Raw genomic sequence first — 21,855 nt, forward strand, 5'->3', positions numbered from 1 at the left:
AGAAAGTAGCCTTGTTGTTAATAGTTTTATCGAATAGTATATCAAATTTGTGTAATGATACTGTTTGATATGTATAAAGGACTGTATTCTTTCTCCAAATTATGCGGAAGTTTTAATGACTTCATCTAATTGAATTGTACAAATCATGCTATCCTTTTAGTGATTTCTCCTAATAGAGTTAATCTGTTGCAGTTGAGTAACTCATGAGTTGCACTTGTATATCTACTCGGAAGGACAAGTGCAACTTGGTGATTGCACAACTGCAATTCACTAATGGTAAAAAATAGACGGTAATTGTAGGTAATATGTTGACAAATAGGATATTATGATAAAAGTGCAGTTTTTCGTCAGAAAAAAGCAAAATCATCCTATTGTTTTTTGTAAACTAATCTTGATTTAGTACTGTTTTTAGTCTTAAAGTGTTGATTATGAACTCTGCGACATTTTTGTATTTCCCCTTATAAAACTTAGAATAAATACAAAAATGTCACAGAGAATGGAATTATTAGTTCTTGGAATTATCCTTTAGCCTTCTTGATATATTCCGTAGGCAGGCATCCGAAATACTTCTTGAAACTTGTAGCGAAGTAAGACGGCGTATTGAATCCTACCATCGTACTTACTTCCGCTACTGTATAACGTCCGTCCTTCAGTAATTTGGCAGCCTCATTAAAGCGAATCTTACGTATAAAGTCGATAGTAGACTCACCTGTGATGGCTTTTAACTTCAGGTGTAGATTGGAACGGCTCATATTCATTTCTCTGGCAAACTCGTCGGTAGAGAATTCTATATTGTCCATATTCTTTTCTACAATAGCTACGGCACGTTTCAACAGCGCTTCATCCATAGCGTTGAACGTAATCTTCTCCGGTTCCACTTCCAACGATTTGGAGTAACGTTCAAGCATACGTCTGCGGGTACGCATCATGTTCTGAATCTTCGTAGTCAGTATGGCAAGAGAGAATGGTTTGGGGATATAATCATCCGCGCCCATTTGCAGACCTTCCATCTGATCCTTGATTTCGCTTTTGGCTGACAGGATAATAACCGGGATATGACAGGTACGGATATTCTGCTTCACGTTCTTACATAGTTTGATACCATCCATAACAGGCATCATCACATCAGTAACAATAATATCGACTTCATTATCTTTCAGTTTCTCCAGAGCTTCCTCACCGTTTCCGGCTTCCAGTGTATTAAACAGCTCGGAAAGTCCGCTGCTGAGGTAATGGCGGATTTCATTATTGTCTTCTACGATAAGAATTGTCCCCCGTTTCTTGTCACCTGATTCTATAGCTTCATTTTCCACTTTTTCCGTATCAATGAAATACATCTCCTTGGAATTAGTGGAATATACCTGTTCTTCTTCATTCTTGCTATCATTGGAAGCTAATTCAGATGGCTTGTAGGTATTTATATCCTGCGGAAGATATACAGAGAACGTGCTGCCTTTACCCTCTTCGCTATCCAGTTCAATGCGACCGTGATGTAATTCTACCAGACGTTGTACCAATGAAAGACCGATACCACTTCCCACATGCTCGCTTTCAACCTGATAAAACCGTTCGAATATCTTCCCCTGCTTGTTGATGGGAATACCGATACCTGTATCACTGACTTGCAGTATCAGCCAATTATTTTCCTCTTTCAGGGTTACAGTGATGCTTTGCCCGCTTTCCGTATATTTGAAAGCATTTGAAAGCAGGTTGTTGACAATCAGTTCCAGATAATTAGGATCGAAAAGTTCCTCTTTGTCTTCCAGTTCGGAATGGAGAGTATAAGTTATCTTCTTGTGACGTGCCAGCTTGTCATAGAACAGGAAATTGTCCTGTATCAATTGATGGGCATTTTCTTTCTTGACTTTCAATTCGAATACTCCAAGCTCGGCACGGCGGTAATCCATCAACTGATTGACAAGATGCAACAGACGATTGGCATTTCGTTGGATATATTCCAGTTGATTGCGTGTCCAGCGGTCGCTTATCTTATTGATGATTTCCTGTAAAGGAGCTAAGATGAGAGTCAGTGGAGTACGCAATTCGTGAGAAATATTGATGAAGAAGCGCATCTTCATCTGGTTGATTTCTTCCTGATGCTCTTTGTCCCTGCGTTCTATTTCCAGTTCCGCTTCCATGCTTTTACGCATCCAGAAGAAACGGAAAACAAAAGTGATAAAGCCGATGAAGGTAGCGAGGAAAAGTAGAATCGCCCACCAAGTCTTGTACCATATGGGAAGAACGATGATTTCGAGGGCGGTAGGAGTCATGTTCCATTTCCCGTCACTATTGGCGGCTTTTACTAAGAAATGATACGTTCCTTGTGGTAGGTTGGAGTAGGAGACAGAGCGTTTGTCTGTCAGATAATACCATTCTTTATCATATCCTTCCAGTTTGTAAGCAAACGTATTGTGTTGTCCTGAAATATAGTTGGATACAACGAACTCGATAGTAAAAGCGGTTTGCCATGATTTCAGAGTGATGCTTTCCGTTTCATTGATATTTTTGGTCAAAATACCAGTCTCGTCATCCGGACGAACTGTTTTGTTGAACAGTTGCAGTTTGGTTATTACTACTGGCGGAGTATAAGGATTGTCAAGTAGTAATTCCGGTCGGAAAGTTGTGATACCGTTGATACCGCCGAAGTACATTTGTCCGCTGGAAGTGCGGCAGTACGAGGAAGTATTAAACTGATTGCTTTGCAAACCATCTGATTCCGTAAAGTTACGGAACTTTTCAGTCTCCGGGTTAAAGCAGGAAATTCCCCGGTTCGTACTTAGCCAAAGTCGTCCGAAAGTATCTTCCAGAATACCATAGACTACATTATTAGGCAAACCATTGGCAGTAGTATATCTTTTGATTTTCTTTTCTTTCTCATTAAAGCAATAAACTCCTTCGCGTGTACCTACCCAAACAATACCGTTATTCGCTTCATAAATACAGTTGGTGAACATCTTGGTGACAGGAGACGCGGGAAGGATAGAGGCCCTTTGTATATCCAGTCCTTGTTGTTGAAAGACTGATACCCCTTCTTCACCACCAATCCAGAGCCGTTTGCGTGAGTCTCTGAATAAAGTCGTGATTTGCTGTGAAGTGAATGGAGTACCATCTTTTTCTTTATCTATGGTAGTAAAACTTTGTTTTTCAGGATTGAAACTGACTAAAGCGCTCAGTGTTCCTAAGAGAAGATTCCCCCCTTCGTCGGGAAGAATGGCATATACGTTCTCATTAACCAGTTGGCTGTTAATTTGGTTGAAACTTTCCATTCGTCCACTGTTGCGGTGGAGGACAGACAATCCGCCGGCATGCGTACCTATGTAAACAAGTGATTTCCGCTCGTCTACATACACCGCCTTGATGTTATTGGAGCCGATTCCTATTTCCCGTTCATTTTCCTGTAACGCATAATGTGTAAACTGCTGCGTTTTAGTGTTGTATAGATTCAGACCACCGTCATTTGTTCCTATCCACAGGTTTTTGTCCTTGTCTTCTACAATGCAACTTACCACATTGTCACTTAATGAGTTCTTATAAGGAATGCGTTGAATATTCTTGAACCGGTTCCGGATGGGATGATAATAGTTCAGTCCGCCGAAGTAAGTCCCGAGCCACATACCTCCTTGGGAATCCATAAAGATACTACGTACCGAACGTTGCGACAGGCTGCCTCTCTCTACCGGGCTGCTACTATATGAAATAAACGAATCACTTGCCTCGCGATAAATATTCAAATCATTGAATGTGCCTATCCACAAACGATTTTGCGAGTCTAGTGCCAAAGAGCGGATATAATTGGAACTGATACTTTTAGGATTGGAAGAAGAATGGAGATAGGTCTTGACTTCTTTAGTTTTCGGGTTGAGCAGAAGCAGGCCGGCTCCTTCGGTAGCTATCCATATACGGGTAGGGGATTGTTGCAGAATAGACTGGATTCGTTTAGTATCCAATATAGGAGTTACCTTTTCCAGGCTCTTTTGGGGGATGGAGTAGCTATAAAGCCCGTTCTCCATCGTACCGATATAGATTATATCGCCATGTCTGTAAAGGGCGGTAGCTATAATCTTATGCATGGCCGTACTAAAAGAATCCTCCACAAATTTGGATTCTTTTATGTCGAACATAATCAGACCTTCCTGTGTACTTATAAGCAACTGTTCCGGTGATATTTCAGCGATACCATTAATCTGTTGTCGCTTGCCTTTCTTCTCGTAGAAAAAGTTTTTGAATTGGTCTTTTTCTTCATCATACCATGACAATCCATCCCGCGTACCTATCCAGACCCGTCCCTGACTATCTGTCTTTACGATTCGTGAGATGTCATTGGCGATACTGTTAGGATCGTCTTCATTATGCTGGTAAACCGTAAATGCATATCCGTCATATTTGTTCACTCCATCGTAGGTGGCAAACCACATATTGCCACGCTTGTCCTGATCAATGGCGAATACGGTACTTTGCGACAATCCTTCATTGATGGAAATATAGGAGAAGTTAATTTGTTCCGGAATCTCGGAAAAAGCGGAATTCGTTCCTATGCATAGAAAGAACAAACAGATTATTATATATTTTAGATAGCTCATTATTAGGTCATAAGATTAATAACGGCATCAAAGATAATAAAATCTTTTCTATACAGTATTATGAGGTATGGAAAAAATAAGCCCGGAACTGCTTCCGGGCTCTCTTGTATAGTTTGATTTCGAAATCGGGAGGATTATTTGGCCAAGTCGCCTATTTCATCCAAATTCTTCTGAATATCTTCATCTGTCAATGAATAGTTGACCAAGTCACCCGCCAGGTATTTATCGTAAGAAGCCATATCAATCAAACCATGGCCGGACAGGTTGAACAGGATAACTTTTTCTTCTCCTGTCTCTTTGCATTTGTTTGCTTCGCGGATAGCTGCCGCAATAGCGTGGCTGGATTCGGGAGCCGGAATAATACCTTCAGACTGTGCAAACAGGCAACCGGCTTCGAAAGATTCCAATTGCTGTATATCTACCGCTTCCATCAGGTTGTCTTTGAGCAACTGGGAAACGATAACACCGGCACCATGATAGCGAAGTCCGCCGGCATGGATGTGAGCCGGGGCAAAGTTGTGTCCTAATGTAAACATAGGCAACAACGGAGTATATCCTGCTTCGTCACCGAAATCATATTGGAATTTACCGCGTGTCAGTTTCGGACAAGAAGCGGGTTCGGCAGCAACGAAGCGGGTTTTCTTTCCTTCCAGTATATTATGACGCATGAAAGGGAAGGAGATGCCACCGAAGTTGGAACCACCACCGAAACATCCGATAACTACATCCGGATATTCACCGGCCATTTCCATTTGCTTTTCAGCTTCCAAGCCGATAATTGTCTGGTGCAGAGTCACGTGGCTAAGTACCGAGCCGAGTGTGTATTTACAGTTGGGAGTCATTTGTGCCAGTTCGATAGCTTCCGAGATAGCTGTACCCAGTGAACCTTGATAAGTGGGGTGCTTGGTCAGAATATCTTTACCGGCACGGGTAGACATGGATGGAGAAGGAGTGACCTGTGCTCCGAAGGTCTGCATGATGCTACGGCGGTAAGGTTTCTGCTCATAGCTGATTTTTACCTGATAAACGGCAGCTTCCAGACCGAATACTTTTGCTGCGTAAGAAAGGGCAGCTCCCCATTGTCCGGCACCGGTTTCGGTAGTGATATTGGTTACACCTTCCTGCTTGCAGTAATAAGCTTGTGCCAAAGCTGAATTCAGCTTATGAGAACCGATAGGACTCACACTTTCATTCTTGAAATAAATATGCGCCGGAGTACCGAGTGCTTTTTCCAGTCCGTAGGCACGTACCAACGGAGTACTGCGGTAATATTTATACATTTCGCGAACTTCTTCCGGTATTTCAATCCATGCGTCAGTCTGGTTCAGTTCCTGGCGGGATAGTTCTTCCGCGAAGATAGGAAACAGGTCTTCCGCTTTCAGCGGTTGTTTGGTTCCCGGATGCAACGGCGGCATCGGTTTGTTGACCATATCGGCCTGAATGTTGTACCAGTAGTGTGGAATTTCTTCTTCCGGTAGGATATACCGTTTTCTTTTGTCACTCATAATATATTGTGGTTTTTAGTTTTCTGCTGCCAAAAGTAGACAATTTTTTTAATATTCGGATAATTTTGTCAACAAAGAATCGCATTTGATTGTTATTTTAGTTAAGTTTGCACGACCCTGTTAAAAAAGATGATATGAAGATTTATCATAAGTTTTTATTGTATCAGAATAAACTACTAAAACCCTATATACGCATTGTATTGGGATTGTTGGAAGCACTAACTTATTTAGCGTCTCTTACACTTATTATCGGAGTGATTTATGAACATGGCTTCCCCTTATCGGTAGATGAAGTGGCAAAAATACAGACGTTGTATAAAGCGGTATGGATTATTTTCCTGATTGATGTCACCTTGCATATTTTATTGGAATATAGAAGTACGAAAAAGCAATACCGGCGACTGGCATGGATATTGAGCGTCTTGCTGTATCTCACTTTGATACCGGTCATTTTCCATCGGCCTGAAGAAGAAGGGGCAATTTTACAACTCTGGGAATTTCTGCATGGCAAGTTTTATCATTTGGTATTACTGCTGATTTTCTCTTTGTTGAACCTGTCCAACGGACTGGTACGGCTGTTGGGGCGCCGCACCAATCCGTCTTTGATACTGGCGGTCAGTTTTCTCGCTATTATCCTGATTGGTACAGGGTTGTTGATGTTGCCGCGATGTACGGTGAACGGCATCACTTGGGTGGATTCCTTATTTACGGCTACGAGTGCGGTATGTGTCACGGGATTGGTTCCGGTGGATGTCTCGACTACATTTACTACCGGTGGTCTTGTTGTCATCATCTTATTGATTCAGATAGGTGGTTTGGGAGTAATGACGTTAACCAGTTTCTTTGCCATGTTCTTTATGGGAAATACTTCCCTTTACAATCAGTTGGTTGTCCGTGATATGGTCAGTTCCAATTCATTAGGCTCGTTGTTGTCCACTTTATTATATATACTGGGATTTACTTTGGTGATTGAAGGTATCGGCATGATTTCTATCTGGTTCAGTATTCACGGTACGCTTGGAATGAACTTTGAAGATGAATTGGCTTTTTCAGCTTTCCATTCTATTTCCGCTTTTTGCAATGCAGGATTCTCCACACTTTCCGGGAATTTGGGAAACTCAATGGTGATGACTAATCATAACGGGTTGTTTATTTCCGTTTCCTTGCTGATTATTCTGGGCGGTATCGGCTTTCCTATCCTTGTTAATTTCAAGGATATAGTATTGTATCATTTGCGTCATTTTTGGAAATTTGTACGTACCCGCAAACTGGAAAAGCACAGAATGCTTCATCTTTATAATCTGAATACGAAGATTGTACTGATAATGACTTTCCTGTTGCTGGTTATCGGTACATTGGCGATTGCTGCTTTTGAATGGAACGCTTCTTTTGCCGGAATGCCCGTCGCGGATAAATGGACGCAGGCTTTCTTTAATGCTACTTGTCCCAGAACAGCCGGCTTCAGCAGTGTCGACCTGGCTTCTTTGAGTGTACAGACTTTATTGGTTTATCTGGTGTTGATGTGGATTGGTGGCGGGGCACAGTCTACTGCCGGTGGTGTCAAGGTAAATGCTTTTGCGGTAGTCGTCTTGAATCTTGTGGCCGTACTGCGTGGAACAGAACGGGTGGAAGTATTCGGCAGAGAACTCTCTCACGATTCTATCCGACGCTCCAATGCGACGGTAGTCATGTCATTGGGCGTATTATTCCTCTTTATCTTTATATTGAGCATCCTTGAACCGCAGGCATCATTGATGGCGTTGACTTTCGAATGCGTTTCGGCGCTTAGTACGGTAGGTTCCAGTCTGAACTTGACTCCCGTGTTATGTGATGCAAGTAAGTTATTAGTGGCATTATTAATGTTTATCGGGCGTGTAGGCTTAATTACGTTGATGCTTGGAATTGTGAAGCAAAAAAAGAATACAAAATACCGTTATCCGAGTGATAACATAATCATAAACTAAAGATATGAAGTATATTATTATCGGTTTAGGAAATTACGGTCATGTGTTGGCCGAAGAATTATCAGCACTGGGACACGAGATTATTGGCGCGGATATAAGTGAAAGCCGTGTGGACAGTATCAAAGATAAGATTGCCACTGCATTTGTGATTGACGCAACGGACGAACAATCTTTATCGGTACTTCCGCTGAATAGTGTGGACGTGGTCATTGTCGCGATTGGTGAGAATTTCGGTGCGTCCGTGAGAGTGGTGGCTCTGCTAAAGCAGAAGAAGGTGACTCATATCTATGCCCGTGCCATTGATGGAGTGCACAAATCCGTGCTCGAAGCGTTCAGCCTGGAGAGGATATTGACACCGGAAGAAGATGCAGCCCGTAGTTTGGTGCAACTACTTGATTTTGGAACGAATATGGAAGCCTTCCGCATTGATTCGGAATATTATGTCGTGAAGTTTACTGTGCCGAAGAAATTTGTGGGATACTTCGTCAATGAACTGAATTTGGATGAAGAATTTCACTTGAAGCTCATAGGACTGAAACGGGCGGATAAGATAACCAATAGTCTGGGTATCTCTCTGACGGAACTACATGTGAAAAACGAACTGTCGGAGAACGAGAAAGTAGAAGAGGGGGATGAGTTGGTTTGCTATGGTAAGTATCGTGACTTCCAGTCCTTCTGGAAAGCTATTTGATACTTATTCATATTAAATAAACATCAAAGTCATATATTCTTAGACTCCAAACGATAAATGAAAAAGCCGGATAATCAATCGGACTCTGGAAAGACTTCCGATGATTATCCGGTTTTCTTATGACGTTTAAGAAGCAGCGTTGATTATTTCGTCTGGATACGAATATTTCCTGCTTTTACACCGCTTGCCTTTGCAGTAAGCACAATTTCACCTGTTTTTTCATCCGATTGTACAATGGCTGTCAACATTCCGTTGAAAGCATGCATTTTCGGAAGATGGAACTGTTCAAGGTTAGTAGGGTCACCGTTGGCGGCAGCACGATATTTACCGGCTCCTTTGACGGAGAAGTTAATCTGGCGATTGTCGGCAGGGCAGAGGTTTCCGTCTTTATCTACTACTTTTACAGTGATATAAGCCAGATCTTTTCCGTCTGCTGTCAGCTCGTTCCGGTTACTTACCAGTTCGATGTGATGAGGCTTTCCGGCAGTGCGAACCACTTTTTCCGCTACTGCTTTTCCGTCTTTGTTATAAGCTACTACTTTAACTTCGCCCGGTTCATATACGGCATCCATCCACATCAAGCGGTAACGGCTCTTTAAGGAACTGTTGTTTTTGCTTTGTTTGCCGTAGCTTTTTCCGTTGATAAACAGTTCGGCTGTCGGGTAGTTTGTATATACGAATACCGGAGTTACTTCACCTTCACGTCCCGGCCAAGTCCAATGAGGAAGAATATGCAGCGTCTCTGCATTTTTGTTCCATACGCTACGATAGAGATAATAACGGTCTTTGGGCAGGCTGGCAAGGTCTATAATACCAAACATGGAACTATGATTCGGCCATGAATCGACATCATAAGGTGAGGGTTCGCCCAGATAATCGAATCCTGTCCATACGAATTGTCCCATAGTCCAGTGATTATCATCCGCCAAAGCAAAATCTTCATCGGGAATATTCGACCACGGGCAGACTTCCACGTCATACGAAGAACATTGGTGGTCTTCATATTTGGCGCCTTTCTTGTCCTCAACCGGGAATTTATAGACTCCGCGCGAGCTGACGGTAGAAGCTGTTTCGCTACCCAGAATCAGGTTCTGCGGAAGTTGGTCGTAAGACTCTTTATAACGCTGGGTGCGATAGTTAAGCCCCGGTATGTCAATCATAGCCGCAAAGCCATTGGCAAGTACACAAGTCACCTGATCCATTCCGCAAGTTACGGGACGGGTAGGATCTTCACGGTGGCAAATATCCTGCAGGAATTTAGCTACCTTATAGCCGACAGGACTACATTGGGTAGGTACCTCATTACCGATGCTCCACATTACTACACAAGGATTATTGCGATAATTGTGAAGCATATTCACCATATCGCGTTCCGCCCATTCATCGAAATAACGGTGATAACCGTTTGTGCATTTGGCAATATCCCATTCATCGAACGGTTCAATCATCATCATAAATCCCATTTCGTCACATAGTTCAACGAGTTCCGGAGTCGGCATATTATGCGATGTACGGATAGCGTCACACCCCATGTCTTTCAAAAGAGTAAGTTGGTGGCGAAGAGCAGCTACGTTGATAGCAGCTCCCAACGGGCCTAAATCGTGATGATTGCATACCCCCTGGAATTTACGGTGTTCGCCGTTCAGGTAGAATCCTTTATCGGCTATGTATTCAATACTACGGATACCGAAACGGGTAGTATATGTATCTACCAACTTATCATCCGCATAAATCTTTGAAACAGCTTTGTAGAGCGACGGACTTTCCGGTGACCAAAGTTCGGGTGCGTCTATGATGAAATTCTGTTCAAACGGTTGTCCGTGATTGATTCGGCTTGTATTCTCTTTACGGGTAACGACCTTTCCGTCCGGAGCAAGAATATCCGTCTCTACGCGGATTTGCGTTTTCTCACCGGCATTCTCAATTTTCGTCTGCAGGCGCACGGCTGCAAATTCCTTGCTCACGTGAGGAGTTGTAATCTGTGTTCCCCATACAGGTACATGTACTTTCTCCGTCACAATCAAGTGTACATTGCGGTATAAGCCCGCTCCCGGATACCAGCGCGAAGACTGCGGACGGTTTTCCAAACGAACGGCTAATGTATTGCTCTTACCGTCTTTATTAAGGAAAGGGGTTACATTGCAATGGAAAGAATTGTAGCCGAAAGGCCAGAAACAAGCTTCTTTCCCATTCACATAGACACGCGCTTCACTCATAGCGCCATCAAAGAGTAATGTCACTTCTTTGTCTGCGGGAGTGTCAAAACTGGTGCGATACCAACCGGAACCTACATAAGGCAGTCCCCCGGTTCGTCCTGTCTTTAAAGATGCCTTTTTCTCGAAGTTCTGCGTAACAGCAACATTCTGGAGATCGTTGTTCATGTCGAAAGGGCCGAAAATAGCCCAATCGTGCGGAATAACGACCGATTCCCATTTTGTGTCATTGAACTCTGGCTGGCTGGCCTCTTTAAAATCTCCTTTACTGAACTTCCAGTTCTTCTCGAGCAGCGTCTCGCTGCGCTGCGCTTGCAGGCTGCAAGCGGCTCCCATCAAAAGTACAGTTATCAACTGTTTTTGGTGTTTCATGTTCATTTTCACTTTTCAGGTATAAATAATTTTGGATTCGGGGTAAAGATATAAAAAATGATCCAATAATATTATCTTTTAAAGGCATTAAATGAATTGGTGGGCTTACCGCTGTCGTCAAACATCCCTTTACTATAACCTTTCCAATTTCCGTAACATTGAGGTTCCCAGGTAAATACTCCCAGACATTGGTCTACTTGTTTCGCTTTGGTAACAAAATCTGTATAGAAGGCTTCCGCTTCTTCGTAATCCCAACTGATACCGATTTCGCACATCATTACCGGAGTATTGTATTTGGTTATTAACGCTTTCATATTGGCAATGCAAGCATCGTTCATCGCTTCCCAGTCATCCGGCGTATGTCCGTCTTCGGCCGATATGTCCGGATAAAGTGACATACCGATAATGTCCCATCTGGCATTGTTCTCGTGCAGGTAGCCGAAGATTCTATTGTACAGGCCGGCATCATTTCCCTGGTCGAGATGAACGATAACTTTGGCTTCCGGGTAGACCTCTTTTACAGCATCGTAACCTGCTGTGACAAAGGCTGCGAAATTCACTCTTCCCGCTTCACTTGTGGTTTGCCCGGTAGGGAATAGCATCCCTTGATGAGTTTCATTGCCTACCTGTACCCATTCTACGTCAATGCCTTTCTCTTTCAATGCGCTGAGCACATCTTTCGTGTGGTCGGCGATAGCCTGTTTCAATTGCTCTACGGAGTAATCTGCCCATGCCTTGGGCTTGGCTTGCTGTCCGGGGTCAGCCCAACGGTCGCTGTAATGGAAATCAATCATGATGCGGTAGCCCAGGTTATGCGCTCTCCATGCTTTGAGCAATACGTCCCCTTTGTTGCACCACCCTCTTACATCATCCGTGTCATTCTCCGGATTTACCCATACACGCAGGCGGACGGCATTCATTCCCAAATCACGTAACAGGGACATGCATTCTTGTTCTTTTTCTCCGGCAGTATAGAATTTGTATCCGGAGCTTTCCATTTCCGTCAACCAACTGACGTCGGCTCCCCTGGCGAAACCTGACATGTCATAAGTAACTTCTTCCTTTTCGGGGAAAGTCGGCGTGTCGTTATCATCGCTGCAAGCGGTGAAGAGGCTTCCGCCAAGCAAGGCGGAAGCTATAAATAGAATCTGTTTAAATCGTTTCATTGTCATTTTTATTATTGATTGCTAATGGTGTAAGTTCCGTTTATCAGGTCGACTGTAACATTGTATGTGCCTGCCTCTACCGGTTTGATTCCGTCATTGGCACCATAGTACAGCGTTCCGTCATAGCCACCGTAAGAGCCTGTCCAATCATTTATCACAAATTTGAGTCCCCATTGGCTGTCCTGTCCCAATGTAATGCTTCCGGAATATGTTCCTGCCGTTTCGCCGGCTTGTAGAGCGACCAAACCTTCACCGTCTATACCGAGATAACAATATATATTGTTGACTGCATTACTCTTGTAACTCATAGGTTCTTTTAATGACACTTCAAATAGATATAATCCGTCTACCGGAGCTGGGATATTTTTTCCGTTTCCTTGGAAAAGCACTCCGTTCTCGGCTGTACTTGTCGCATCGTCACTAACCAAGGTGTACAGTTGACTCTCATCCCAGTAGTCTGTAGTACTTATTGCATAATCTCCCCATTCAGAGTCTACATTAACAACCCCTGCATACTTGAGTTCGTCTTCGTTATAGATTACAATTTTGTGGTCATAAGCCCAAGCACCGTTGACGGCAGGCCCGATGCCGGGGAAGTAGATGTATGGTGCCGCTTCCGGTTCCGGCTCTGCTGCTCCGGCTTCCACGCTGACCGTCCATTGCTCCGGATTATTAAGGTCGATAACCAACGTACATTCTCCTGTAGCCGGAACGCTTATCGTTATATTTCCTGCTGTTGCAGCTTCTCCAGTGCTGAATGTCAGTTGTCCGGCAGTTCCACCGAAAGCAAATGGAGTGTCTTTGGCTTTCGTATCGTCAATCGCATTATCGGAACCGCTGACACTGGTATTGTTGTAAAACTTGCCTGTTCCTTGAAGCTGAATGTTGATATTCGTACCTTCCGTTCCCGTAAATACACCTTTCCATTGATTGTCCGCACGACTGTATTGCATGTTGATACCTTCTATGCCGCTTACATTCAGTTCGGGCATCAACAAGGCGTTCCATTGTTTCTGAGCCGTATTTACATTCACGAAATAACATCCCGACTGACCGGGGAACCACATATCCCATGTTCCTTCCGCTGCGTCTGTTGTCAGCAAGAATGGAGTTCCTACTCCGCCGGATTGGGCTGTATGCCAGGTTGTTCCGTCAGCTTCCTGCACGTAAATGCCTTCCCAGGCTGCCGCTCCGAAGAATCCGCTATACTGTCCGTCGGCATTTGCAGAATAGAAATCCTGACCGGAATCTTGACCGCTGCTCTTGTTGATAATGCTGGCGTAATGCATGTCAATATGATAAGGAGTCACCGTGACTGCCACCGTATTGCTATACACAGGAGCGATGTTGCTACCATTGCTTCCTGCCAGTCGGAAATAGAGAGGAGCGGCTTCTTCAGCCGGTGCATCCAGCTTGTAGGCAATGATGTTCAGGGCGGCGACTGTATAGCTTTTGGAAACTCCATTTTCCGTAGATTCGATAATGCTGCCTGAAAAATCTTCAGAGCGGGATACTTGTACGGTAGTTTGAATACCGCCGGTCACTTGATACCTCGGGTCGCTGATTTGCAAGGTCTGGTCGCTCCAGGCAAGGGACAATGCATAGAGTTTAGCGGTAGCTTCCGTCAGTACAACGGCATTGGTAGAAGCAATCAAGTCACTTTCCACCGGACTGGAGAGATAGAATTTGTCTCCGTCTTTCTCACACGCTCCTAATAGAAGGAGTGCGGAAAGTAAAGCCGACAGGATATTTATTTTTTTCATATTGTTGTATCGAATAAGCATGATTAATAGTTTTCATTGTATAGATTCGGGTTGGCGGTCAACTCGGTAGTCGGTATCGGGTAAATGTTGTACCGGCTGTTTACCGCTGTTCCCTCTTTTACGCCGCCTTTCCATTGCCATAGGTAGCCATTGGTGGTGAATACTCCATAGCGGATTAAGTCTGTACGACGATGCCCTTCCCAGTAAAGTTCGCGGGCACGTTCGTCCAAAATAAATGACAGGTTGATTTGGCTTGCGTCCTTATTATTACTGTCGTCACCATAAGCCCTTTCCTGGATTTGGTTGATATAATCGACAACTTCCGTTGCTGTTGTTCCGCTTCCACCCCGTACTACGGCTTCTGCCATCATCAGATACACATCTGCCAGGCGGAAAAGAGGGTAGTCCGTATTGACACCACCGTCCGCCGTGTTCGAAGCTGTTTCTCCCGCGTCAGTCAGGTTCGTCCATTTCTCTACAAAATAACCGTTGCTCTGGTCATCTATCTTATCCAGATTCAGCGTTTGCCCATCGGTGAAGAACATTGCCCGTTTATCTTCTTCTCCCGTGAACAGGGAAGGGATTTCTCCACGTACACGGAACATGCCCCAACCGCTTTTCACTCCGTAATCTTCCGGTTTCTGCAAGTCCGAAGTATTACTTACCGCACCACAGATAATATACGTGGAAGAGCCCCATGACACGGTATGCGTAGCGTCTACCGGCAAGGTAAAGATAATTTCGTTAGCAGTACGTTTGTCATTATCAGCGTTGAATAGCTTGCTGTAATCACCTTCCAATGAATATCCCTGTTTGATGACTTCTTTACAAGCGCTGATACATTCGGTATATTTCGGTGTGTTGATGTAAACTTCCGCATTCAGATACAGTTTAGCCAATAAGGTGTAAGCAGCTCCTTGGGAAGCCCGTCCGTAAGGACAGTCGGCTTTATCGAGCATATCGCCCGTGATACTGGTCAGTTCCGATTCAATATAGCTGAAAACTTGTGTAGCTGTATATCGCGGTGGCAGATAGCCGACGGTCGGGTCGTTCTCCGTTACGAACGGGATATTGCGGAACAAATCCATTGCATGATAGTAGAACAGGGCGCGCATAAAACGGGCTTCGGCACGGTAGTGACGAATTTCAGCCTGTTCCTGTTCCGTGAATCGGGCAATTCTCTCATCCGTAGCATTGCGGAGAAATTCGTTGCACAATGCAATGTTGTAATAAATACGATAGTACATATCCGACACCCAAGGGTCGTTGGCGTCCCAACTCAAGTAAGTCAGACCGGTAACATTATCGCCCGACAGCCAGGTAGAAGCCACTTCGTCCGTTCCACATTCCTGTAGATTGAAGAAGCAACGCATATAATCCTGTCCACTGTTACTGTTCAAATCCGGATCACCGCTTTTTTCCTGACCTGTGGTCACCATGGCAGCGTATATTTTCCCTAAAACGGCTTTATAATTATCAGCGCTTGTATAAATCGTAGAAGATGTTTCGTCTTCATGCGGATATTGATCCAAGTCGCCTATACAGGAACCCAACAGCAATGCGCTGCAAAAATAGAAGGCTGTATATAATATCTTTTTCATGATTCGCTTGTTTTTAAAAGTAATTAGAAGTTGAAACCTACGTTAAGTGAGAATGTACGCGGACGGGGGTAGAAGGAATTATCCACTCCGTCGGGCACTTCTGGGTCTACGCCGCTGTACTTCGTGATGCAGAATACATTCTGAACCATTGCGCTGACATTCAGGCTGCATCCCTTGCAAATCTGTCCGAAGTTGTAGTTCAGTGACAAGTTATCCATTTTCAGGAAAGAAGCATTCTCTACATAATAGTCGGACAAGTATTGGCGGGATTTGAATCCGGTTTCCAGATAACTGGTCGACAGGTTGTTCAACTGATAAGAGTTGTAGCTCACTGTTTCCCAGGCTCCGGCATTCATAGCCATGGCATTGTAGACATAGTTACCGATATTGGCTCGCAGGCTGGTGCTCAACGTCCATTTCTTCCAACGTAGGGAAGTGCTGAAACCGAGGATATAATCGGGGGCGGGAGAGTGGTAACGGTATAAATCTTCCGTATTGATTTCCCTGTCTCCATTAAGGTCTACGTAAGCGCCTTCTACGGGCTTTCCGGTTTTCTCGTCATAGAGTTGGTGATACACGTAGAACATATAAGGAGCGTATCCTTCGGTCAACGTCTGCACTTGATAACTGTCGATGTATGGGCCGACCGAAGTATTGGTTGCGGCAGCTCCGGCAACGAGCGACAGGTTCTTTACTTTCATCTTCTGCCATGTTATATTGAAACTGACATCGCAGTTCCAGTCTTTTGTCTGAACGGGCGTGGCGTTTATGCTGAATTCAATTCCCTGACTGTCCACATTTCCCACGTTCGTAGTGATATTACGGTCGAAAGTCGTTCCGGCAGCGGCGGGAACCGTGGCAATCAAGTCCTTTGTCTGGCGGGTGTAATAGTCGAAGCTACCTGTAATCCGGTCTTTCAGGAACCCGAAATCAAATCCGACGTTCCAGGAAGTAGTCGTTTCCCATTTCAAGTCGGGCACGTAAGAACTCGGACGATAGGTATGAATGTATCCGTTGCCCATACTGGCTTCCGCCCCATTCTGGCTGCCGGTATAGATAGGCAGGTAATTATAGTTTCCGATACCATCCTGCTGTCCGGTCACACCATAACTTGCACGGATTTTCAAATTGCTCAATACTTTATTTTCTTTCAGGAAAGATTCTTCCGTTACTCTCCAACCCAAAGCTACCGAAGGGAAAGTACCCCAACGTACATTTTTTGCGAAACGTGAAGTAGCATCCCGGCGGACAGTCGTTGTCAGCATATAACGTGAATCGAGCGAATAATTCAGACGACCGTAGTAGGAGAGCAGCACATGGCGTTCATCCTTCGCTTTGGATGTCTTCTGTATTTCTCCCAGCGTGTTCATTTCGCTATAAAGCGGAGTGGTCGATTTCCAGTACTGATAATCGTAACCGGCTGTCACGTCAAAGCTACTCTTGATAGATTCGACGAGCTTGTTGTAATTGGCGTATAAGGTGAGCAGGCGGTTCTCTTTCTTTTCGGGGCCGTAGCTGTAATCCAGGCCGGAAGTATTATAGTTCTGTGCCGCTTCTGCCGGAACATATACGCTGCCTTTACCTTGCGCGTAATCATAACCCAGCGTAGCGTGCAGTTTCAGGTCGGGGAAGAAATGAACACGGTAATCCGCATCGACATTTCCTATAAAACGCCTTACGTTACTTTGAGAATCATTCATCTTGATAAGTCCTACGGGGTTCATCACGGCTCCGTTGACAGGAGTGCCCGTGTTGTCCGTCGCTTCCGTATATCCGCCGAAGGTATCCAGTCCTGAATAAACGGGAATGGTCGGATTCATGGTAGCCGCAGCCCAAATAGCGTCTGTATTGCCGAATGTATTGTTGTTGATAGAACCTTTGGCATTGATGTTCAACTTCAGGTGGTCTTTGAAGAAAGAAGGGGTCAGCATGATGCTTCCCGTATAGCGCTCCGCATTGTCGGTGCGTAACAGACCGCTTTGGTTATAATAACCCACTGACACACGGAACGGCCAGTTTTTGGCAATCTTTCCGGAAACACTCAGGTTATTGTCCGTACCGAAAGCATTCTGATAAATTTCATCATTCCAGTCTGTGCGGACATTTCCTAACAAAGCCTGTTGTGCTGCACTTCCCTGTGATTGGATAGTGTTGACAAACTGATTGTAGCTCAACATATCCGCCAGTTTGGTACGTGTCTGAATGGAGTTGGTAGTGCTGAACGTGATTTGCAGTTTGTCCGAAGTCCCTTTCTTGGTAGTGATAAGGATTACACCGTTGGATGCACGCGAACCGTAGATGGCGGTGGAAGAAGCATCTTTCAGGATAGTCATGCTCTCAATGTCGTTCGGGTTGATGAGGCTCAGGAAATTTCCGTCGTTGCCACTGATACCGCCCTGTTCCAAAGGAACGCCGTCCAATACAATCAACGGGTCGTTGCTGGCATTCAGTGACGCACCGCCACGCACACGAATCGTGCTTCCCGCCGTAGGCGAACCACTGTTGGACATAATCTGTACACCGGAGATTTTACCGTTAATCAGTTGCTCGGGAGAACTGACCAGTCCCATATTGAAGTCTTTGCTGCTGACATTTGTTACCGAACCGGTCAGGTCACTCTTGCGTTGCGTACCATATCCGATAACGACTACGTCACTTAATACCTGAGAATCGCTTTTCATCTGTACGTTCAGTACGGAGCCGCTTGCAGGGAGGGGAACAATTTTTGTTTCGTATCCTACATAAGAGAATTGCAACTCTTTGTTGCCTTGTGGTACGTTCAATGTGTAATTACCGTCAAAATCGGTAACCGTACCGGTAGAAGTGCCCACGATGAGGATACTTACTCCGATCATCGGCTCTTTATTTTCATCAATCACTTGTCCGGTGATTTTCTTGCCTGCCTGTTGGGCAAAGGCAGGAATCGTGCCCCCTAGAAAGGCTGTACACAACATTAGTAGTACAGTCAGATGGCGTAGATTTAAGATGTTCCTGTTCATAATTACTGTGTTATTGATAATAGATTTATTATATTAATTCTTATTTATCTCTCCTCTTGCTTTTCACTAATATATTTCGTATCTTTAAGAATTTTCCGCCTTTTGGAAACAGGTAGTCACATTGCATAGTGATAAATGTCATGTTATAGAGTGACATTTGTCTCTTTATAAGGTGACTATTGTCACCTTGCAACGGGATGACTACCCGAGTGCATAAAAGATTATAGTTTACTGCACTCAAAATCCTTATTCTCTGCACTGAAAACTCTTGTTCTCTGTATTAAATAAAAAACTCTTGGATACGTTTATTCCAGCCATACGTCGCCGAGTTCAACCTCTATGGTTGGTTTGCCGGCTCCCGGCATCGACAGTTCCAGTTTCTCTATCTTTTCCGGTCGGAAGGGAATTTCTGTTTCCGGATGGAAATATTGTTTCAGGAATGTCGGATAAGCTATGGGCAATAACGCTGTGTCCGTTTGACGCAACTCTTTCAGAGCTATCCGTATAATACCATCTACAGCCGGAACAGGGCATAAGCTTTTGTAAGTATATCCGTCCGAAGTGACGAAACCTGCGCTGAATCCTTGTGGAAGGGGCTTGTCGCGATTTACGCGGATGCAGAGCGTAGTACAGCTTTTCACCTTATCTTTTCTTCCTTCGATTTCATCTTTCACGAATGCGCGGAGAAAGTGTTGCGGATTCTCTCCTTCCGGTGTGAACCGGAATCGGAGCAACGGCTTCTCAACTGGAGAAGAATCAAGTAAAGTACGTTGCAGGTCATTCCATTCGGGAAGTGTATATGCTTCCATCCGGCTATCCGTATCTGTTACTTTCAGCAGTTGTATCGCACTACCGGATGTGACAACACGGGTAGTCCAGTATGAATCGGAAGTGTAGTTCCAGTCCAATGGAGTTCCTTTGATTCCCGAAGGATTTCCGGTGACGGAGTTTCCTGCGGGATAAGTACGGGTGCTGTCGCCCCGGCAGACGATGATGTTATACCTGAAACAACCTTCCTTTATTTCTGCGGCAGGCAGGATAGCCTGATATGTATAGCCATTTGTACGTTTCATCTTTATGTACGGATTATGCTCGTTCCAGAAAGAAACTTTGTCCGTGTAGATAATGACGGAATCCGGAAGAATGTTTCCTGCTACTTGCGCGTTAATAGTCAACGCTTTGCCTGCTTCAACAGTTGTTGCCGGAGTATGAGTGACTTTATAATCCATCGTGCGGGGAGAGGGAGCAACAAACTCTCCGATACGAATCGAATTCCATTGGGAATCAGCTTTCCAACTCTGCTTCGGGGTGCAACCATTACGTTTCAACAGATAAACACCCGGACGAAGGCTGCGAATCACCCCATCCGTTATCTTTTCTTCTTCTTCTCGGTCATTCTCTTTATTGAGAGCAATAAGAGTAAACGTCCTGCCCAAATCAGGAATTTGTAAAGCCATATCCCACGCACCGTAGATGATGCTGACTACTTCTTTTTCGAGTGACGGTTTGGCAAAAGGGTCATTGACTACTATCGCGTCCGGCATTACTTCAAGTCGCCATACTCCCGTCTCGAGACAATCAATGAAATAAGCTCCCGTGCCCTCATAGCCTACTACCGGCGAACTGCCGCATCCGGCGATCGAAACCAACTTTGATGCATCCCTGGGCAGTGTATTTGTCTGATTGGAGTAATAAAATTTCTTCCCATTGTCCAACTCACTCAGATCTTCCGTATAACTGACGCGAAAGCCGTCACCAAACAAAGTATCCTGCGGATAACTGCCATAAGATTCTCCTCTTTTCAGACTTCGTGCAGCTTCGGCAGCAATCTTCATGCTGATAGCTTTGTTGGGAGTATAGGCAAGATTCAGAAAGTGAGTCTGATATTCTGTATTGGCATAGGCAATATCCATCGGATCATAGGCAAACTGTGTTATCCATTGGAAACCGGCTGTGCGGAAAGTGCGTACCATAGCCGGATACATATAGGAATACATAATATCCACCGGGTCAAATTCATAAATCATCCGTGCTTTCTTATTGAATCCTTTCACCTTATCAGCGAAAGGAATGTCATAACGGTCTACGTAAGGGAGAAAATTCCCTTGTTGCGTCTGTCCGGATACCAGTCCGATGGGATACCACTGATAGGTAGTTCCCTGAATGTCAGTCTCATAGTAAGCATCCACCACATATCCGTTGTGACTTACATTATAGAACACAGGCTTGCGGTTTCCTGTCTTATCGATTGCTTTCAGCATCCGGTTGATGTATGCCTTTACATCCTCTTTCGTGCCTGAATGGCAGGGTTCGTTATTAATCTCAAAACCTACGATAGAAGGGTCGTCCTTATAAGCCAGTCCCGTATAAGGATTGGTATGTTTCACCAGGTCACGGAGATACGTTTCCTGTGCGGCGATAGCTTCCGGGTTGGAGTGTATATCACATTTATCATATTTGTAAGAGAAGCCACCGGTGGGTATATTCCGTTCCGGGTAACCATTACCAAAGTTAGTCTGTGCGGTAACAACAATATGGATATTTCGCTCCTTGAGTTTGGCAATCAGATAGTCCATCAAGTCAAGATGCTCGTTTTCAAGGAGATTTCCTTGTCCATCTGTCAGTTCCACGTCCCATAGATGAATACGGTAAGCATTCAGTCCCAAACGGGCGATATGATATACATCATTATATATGGCAGCTTTGCGGTCAAGTCCCAGATAACCGAGTGCACGATAGGCATGGGCAAAAGGCAACGTATAGTTCACTCCGAAGAAAGAAGCTTCCTCGCGGGTATCGCTCCAACGCATCACTCCGTTTCCGTCTATATATATAATAGGTGTGGAAGTTGATTTCGCCTGCGTACTGCCAAAGGAGAATAACAAACTAATGAAGGTAAGGATTAACAGTCTTTTCATACTATCAAATTTATCGGTTTATTGATAGCGACAAAGGTAAATTATTGGCAAATCCACTGAAAGCACAGATTGGACATATAAGG

Annotated in this window: 10 protein-coding genes; 2 read left to right on the top strand and 8 right to left on the bottom strand. The window is 44.5% G+C overall.

Annotated elements, in window-relative coordinates:
• Positions 1-518: 518 nt before the first annotated feature.
• Together BQ7997_RS22120 and BQ7997_RS22125 are read right to left on the bottom strand one after the other, a co-directional pair.
• A complete protein-coding gene (locus BQ7997_RS22120; protein WP_073348076.1) occupies positions 519-4,580 on the bottom strand; it encodes a hybrid sensor histidine kinase/response regulator transcription factor in 4,062 nt (1,353 codons plus the stop codon).
• Positions 4,581-4,714: 134 nt separating this feature from the next.
• A complete protein-coding gene (locus tag BQ7997_RS22125) occupies positions 4,715-6,085 on the bottom strand; it encodes a TrpB-like pyridoxal phosphate-dependent enzyme (protein ID WP_022139614.1) in 1,371 nt (456 codons plus the stop codon).
• A gap of 134 nt (positions 6,086-6,219) precedes the next feature.
• Here BQ7997_RS22125 and BQ7997_RS22130 point away from each other — a divergent pair, with 134 nt between their 5' ends.
• On the top strand, positions 6,220-8,049 hold the full coding sequence (locus BQ7997_RS22130; protein WP_022139613.1) for a TrkH family potassium uptake protein: 1,830 nt from the start codon (positions 6,220-6,222) through the stop codon (positions 8,047-8,049).
• A 4-nt stretch (positions 8,050-8,053) separates the two neighbouring features.
• Positions 8,054-8,740, top strand: a complete 687-nt coding sequence (locus BQ7997_RS22135; protein WP_022139612.1) for a potassium channel family protein — start codon at positions 8,054-8,056, stop codon at positions 8,738-8,740.
• Between the two features lie 143 nt (positions 8,741-8,883).
• Here the strand turns inward: BQ7997_RS22135 and galB are convergent, their stop codons facing one another.
• From galB to BQ7997_RS22165, 6 genes are all read right to left on the bottom strand, one after another.
• Positions 8,884-11,331: a beta-galactosidase GalB gene (galB, locus tag BQ7997_RS22140; protein WP_073348077.1), complete on the bottom strand. Its 2,448-nt coding sequence runs from the start codon at positions 11,329-11,331 to the stop codon at positions 8,884-8,886.
• Between the two features lie 65 nt (positions 11,332-11,396).
• Positions 11,397-12,491 (bottom strand): glycoside hydrolase family 53 protein, encoded by a 1,095-nt coding sequence (locus BQ7997_RS22145; protein WP_073348078.1) that lies wholly within the window; start codon positions 12,489-12,491, stop codon positions 11,397-11,399.
• Between the two features lie 11 nt (positions 12,492-12,502).
• On the bottom strand, positions 12,503-14,254 hold the full coding sequence (locus BQ7997_RS22150; protein ID WP_073348507.1) for a DUF5114 domain-containing protein: 1,752 nt from the start codon (positions 14,252-14,254) through the stop codon (positions 12,503-12,505).
• 23 nt (positions 14,255-14,277) lie between these two features.
• Positions 14,278-15,855: a RagB/SusD family nutrient uptake outer membrane protein gene (locus BQ7997_RS22155; protein ID WP_073348079.1), complete on the bottom strand. Its 1,578-nt coding sequence runs from the start codon at positions 15,853-15,855 to the stop codon at positions 14,278-14,280.
• A 23-nt stretch (positions 15,856-15,878) separates the two neighbouring features.
• Positions 15,879-18,854, bottom strand: a complete 2,976-nt coding sequence (locus BQ7997_RS22160) for a SusC/RagA family TonB-linked outer membrane protein (RefSeq protein ID WP_073348080.1) — start codon at positions 18,852-18,854, stop codon at positions 15,879-15,881.
• A gap of 305 nt (positions 18,855-19,159) precedes the next feature.
• Positions 19,160-21,772: a glycoside hydrolase 5 family protein gene (locus tag BQ7997_RS22165; protein WP_073348081.1), complete on the bottom strand. Its 2,613-nt coding sequence runs from the start codon at positions 21,770-21,772 to the stop codon at positions 19,160-19,162.
• Between the last annotated feature and the right edge of the window lie 83 nt (positions 21,773-21,855).

The organism is Bacteroides congonensis (assembly GCF_900130125.1).
In the GTDB taxonomy this organism is placed as follows: domain Bacteria; phylum Bacteroidota; class Bacteroidia; order Bacteroidales; family Bacteroidaceae; genus Bacteroides; species Bacteroides congonensis.